At 43.3% G+C, this 3,189-nt stretch carries 4 protein-coding genes and 1 pseudogene; all 5 read right to left on the reverse strand.

What is annotated here, in order from left to right:
* Positions 1 to 264: 264 nt before the first annotated feature.
* Positions 265 to 465, reverse strand: a pseudogene (locus tag FMS18_RS20050) (RHS repeat-associated core domain-containing protein); the annotation flags it as partial.
* A gap of 87 nt (positions 466 to 552) precedes the next feature.
* The gene (locus FMS18_RS20055) at positions 553 to 744 is read right to left on the reverse strand and encodes a hypothetical protein (protein ID WP_163296428.1); all 192 of its coding nucleotides are present in this window, start codon (positions 742 to 744) and stop codon (positions 553 to 555) included.
* Between the two features lie 178 nt (positions 745 to 922).
* Positions 923 to 1,738 (reverse strand): hypothetical protein, encoded by an 816-nt coding sequence (locus tag FMS18_RS20060; protein ID WP_163296429.1) that lies wholly within the window; start codon positions 1,736 to 1,738, stop codon positions 923 to 925.
* A gap of 123 nt (positions 1,739 to 1,861) precedes the next feature.
* Positions 1,862 to 2,335: a hypothetical protein gene (locus FMS18_RS20065; RefSeq protein ID WP_163296430.1), complete on the reverse strand. Its 474-nt coding sequence runs from the start codon at positions 2,333 to 2,335 to the stop codon at positions 1,862 to 1,864.
* On the reverse strand, positions 2,325 to 3,189 hold an 865-nt coding region (locus FMS18_RS20070), incomplete at its 5' end, for a polymorphic toxin type 44 domain-containing protein (protein WP_163296431.1). The genes FMS18_RS20070 and FMS18_RS20065, both read right to left, overlap by 11 nt.

The raw sequence follows: 3,189 nt of genomic DNA on the forward strand, positions 1-3,189 counted from the left end.
CGGTTGCAAGCTCCCCGCCTGCAAGTATACCACCTGCAATGACTCCGGGTAATGCTGCCGCTGCCAGTGTTGTTCCATAAATCCTTGGATCACTAGTAAAAGCTTCGCCAGCTTTGGACACAGCTTCACCAGTTGCATAGTAACCTCCAGTCGCAGCATCATAAATTCCTCTTGTCGTCCTTAGCATCCCATTCCAAGTACCGCTTTCTTTGTCCTGCTGTGCTTTATCAACAGTCTCAGTAAGAGGACTGGTCGGTTTGCTTTTTAATTCGATAGAGCCACGGCTAACCCTGCTCCGCAGAGGCCATTGCTAAACAACCCATTCCTATCCACAAAGTTACTAGGATCATCCAGACAATAACCATAAACATCCACATCCCCGCCATCATAACCGAGCGGATCAGGAGAGATGAACCTGCCGATGATGGGATCATATTCGCGGTAGCCGAAATGGATCAGCCCGGTATCGGAGTCGTAGAGACCACTGTGGTTAACCTCTTTTTATATTCAATTATAATTAAAAAGCCCCCGGACTGAAGTCCGGGGGCATTATTAATCATTCTCTGGTTTGGTGAATTGCTCTGGAGCATCTTTTAGCTCTGGGTGGCGATCATAAAATCCTTCAAGGGGTTCTAAGGTTATTCCACATGATTCACATGAAGCATTAGCAGGTGCTTGTCCTGCCATATAAACTTTTTGGCACTTTGGACAAATCATTTCTTCTTCTTTTGCTACTTTAGTCATTTTGGATGATCGTCTATAGGACAAAGCATACCAAATCCAAAATGCTCCGGCCCCTAGCTGGGTCCAGCCAGCTATCTTTATTACAGGTATACCTTTGTATAGGCTTCCACCATCTAATGTGAATAAGCCTCCTATTATGAATAATAGTCCAAAAGGTATAAGAAATATCTTCCGATCCTTACTTAGCCCTTTTGGGTTCTTGTTTTGCATGCTGTGGCTTACCCTTTTTATCTGATTTTATCTGATTTTGATATCTGGTGTATAGTTCATTTGCAACAGCAACTCCCGCTCCTCCTCGACTTTGAGAAGGCGGGAGTCCTTCTATCAAACTAGTAGCTCCGTCTGCAATGTCACTAGAGTCAATATATCTACCGACTCGACTGCTGCTTATTTTGGCCTCAGTTTTTTGACTTGCATCTTTAACAAAATTTTTACTGCGTTTTGCAGCTTTACCGAGTTTGTCGATTCCTTTACTCAAATGCGGTGCAGCTCTTCGAACCCCTGCTGCTCCTACACCTAAAACTTCTTTTCCTCCAAGTACAGTTGTTGCTACTATTGCAGGCATTGCTATTGCGGCTGCTGTTGTTCCATAAATCCTTGGATCACTAGTAAAAGCTTCGCCAGCTTTGGACACAGCTTCACCAGTTGCATAGTAACCTCCAGTCGCAGCATCATAAATTCCTCTTGCCGTCCTTAGCATACCATTCCAAGTACCGCTTTCTTTGTCCTGCTGATCTTTATCAACAGTCTGTGCCAGAAGACTGCGCTGAACAGCGGATTTTCCAATACCAATAAGCTGATTCTTATCCCGGCGTTCTTGGGCTTCACGGGCTTTGCGTTCCCTATCAGCTTTTTTGCTGATACTTTCTCCCAGAGTATTCTTGGCAGTGAAGCGCGTACCTCCCAGATCAAAATCCTTTCCTACGTATTCAGTGAAGCTTGGCCCAGCGTATCCGGAATAGGCAGTGTAGACCGAGTTCTGATGTAGCAGCATCGGAGTGAGACGGTTTATCGCCCACCCCTGTTTTTGCCGTGCCGGGCATGCCTGTCTTTGATTTGGCCTGCTGTTCAGATTACAACGAAAATGCCCCCGGACCGAAGTCCGGGGGCGGTTTAATTATTCCTTATAAAACCATTGAGGTCGTTTCCAAGCGACAAAAACGAGGTAGAGGTTGAAGAGTGGCGGAATAAGGAGAAGGAGGAGCCCCAACTCCCCTAGGCCAATTAAGCAAAGATATGGTTGAAGTGTCATTGAGTATATTCCGACCAGAAAGCCAGCTCCTAAGTCCTCCTCTCCTCTTGAAGTGGTGATATAAAGGGGAACTAATAAAAATGTACCCAAAAACCATAATGTGGCATATTTTAGTAAGTGTTTGTTATTTTTAGAAATAATGATTTTAAACAACATCATAGCTGGTACTAAATAGATTGTCAGCCAGATGATAAAGTACACTAAAGCATGAATCGTTGATTTAAAAATATTAAAAGTAAACATTTTCCATAATGGAAACAATGAACACAGACCAAGTATGACTGAAATGCCACTATACAAAACTGTTATCCAACCCAGTATTGTGATTCTATTTAACATGCTTATTCTCATAATACCTGTATCCCTGCTTGATGTCCCATTGATCTTTTGGGTCGTCCCCGAAATTTAAAGCCCATTTCCCTTTTGCTGTACCAGCTTTATATTGTGCATACCCAGCAAATCCTCGACCTACCAGTTCAGGGACCCCAAGAGCATTCATGACTGCTCCATAGTTGAAGTTCCCAAATCTTTCATATTCTCTGCCCCGTTGTTTGTAGTCCATTGGATGCTTATTGGGAAAACGACTCATTATATATTCTTCTGTTTTCCTTGTTTGATCATACGAAGAAAGTTCTTGAATACTTTTTTTAAATTCTTCAGCGTCCTTGATATTTTTATCAACGCTGACCCCGTCGGGAGCAACAGGAATACCTTCATATTTGTGAAAATTCTCGTCGGTATCATTGAGAATTTTATCAATTTGGTCTTGGCGTCTTTGCTTTTCTATAGAACTCAACCGCGCCGCATGTTGAGTTGATGACAGTTTAGTGTTTCTGGCAGGGTCATTGGCTATGCGCTCCATATTTCGGGCATGTTGAACAGATGATATTTTTTCCTTTTCTTGCTTTTTACCTTTTCTTATCTGGTCGTTGGGATCAACATTAAAAACAGAGTCGGTTATATCGTCATATTCTTTCGTAGTAAGCATACCTTTCTTGGCTTTGCTCTGCTGCTTTGCATTAGCAGTTTTTTCCAATAATCCGGCCCTATGATTCCTACGCTCCATATCCCCACGGGCCCTGCGCTCCAATGTCTCTTTCTCCTTAGCCATTTGGGCTTTCGCCATTGTTTCAGCCAGCGGTTCTTCTTTTCGGGCCTTTTGCGCTTCGGGTTTGCCCGATAAAGTATTTATA

The organism is Desulfovibrio sp. JC022, from assembly GCF_010470665.1.
Classification (GTDB): Bacteria; Desulfobacterota; Desulfovibrionia; order Desulfovibrionales; family Desulfovibrionaceae; genus Maridesulfovibrio.

What these genes read in the sequence shown, in the direction of transcription:
- FMS18_RS20060 (WP_163296429.1), bottom strand. Translation starts at nt 1,738, where the DNA reads ATGCTGCTACATCAGAACTCGGTCTACACTGCCTATTCCGGATACGCT.
- FMS18_RS20055 (WP_163296428.1), bottom strand. Translation starts at nt 744, where the DNA reads ATGACTAAAGTAGCAAAAGAAGAAGAAATGATTTGTCCAAAGTGCCAA.
- FMS18_RS20065 (WP_163296430.1), bottom strand. Translation starts at nt 2,335, where the DNA reads ATGTTAAATAGAATCACAATACTGGGTTGGATAACAGTTTTGTATAGT.